Genomic DNA, 292 nt, shown 5'->3' with positions numbered 1-292 from the left:
CCGGCGGCTCGCTCGACGGCATGCCTGCCGCGCCGAACACGTCCGCCGCACGCTCCTGCAATTGCCGTTTCCATTCGGTAATCTGGTTCGGGTGCACATCGAACTGCTGCGCCAGCTCGGCCAGCGTGCGCTCGCCCTTGACCGCGGCCAGCGCCACCTTCGCTTTGAACGCTGCTGAGTGCGTGCGTCGGGTTCTCTTCGTCATTTCCTCGGTTCCTTTGCCAGCATTATCGCTGGCTCAGGCCCCGGACGTTCCACTTATCCGACTGTCCGAATTTGCGCGGCCACCTCT

General features: G+C 64.0%; 1 protein-coding gene. It reads right to left on the bottom strand.

Features of this window, described 5'->3' with window-relative positions; translation table 11 throughout:
• The coding region (locus ACV22V_RS32680; protein WP_448016865.1) for a transposase at window positions 1–205 on the bottom strand (205 nt) is incomplete at its 3' end.
• Window positions 206–292 lie beyond the last annotated feature (87 nt).

The organism is Burkholderia sp. AW33-5 (assembly GCF_053427615.1).
The sequence above is the reverse complement of the archived record's forward strand: the minus strand, read 5'-3'. Positions and strand labels throughout refer to the sequence as shown.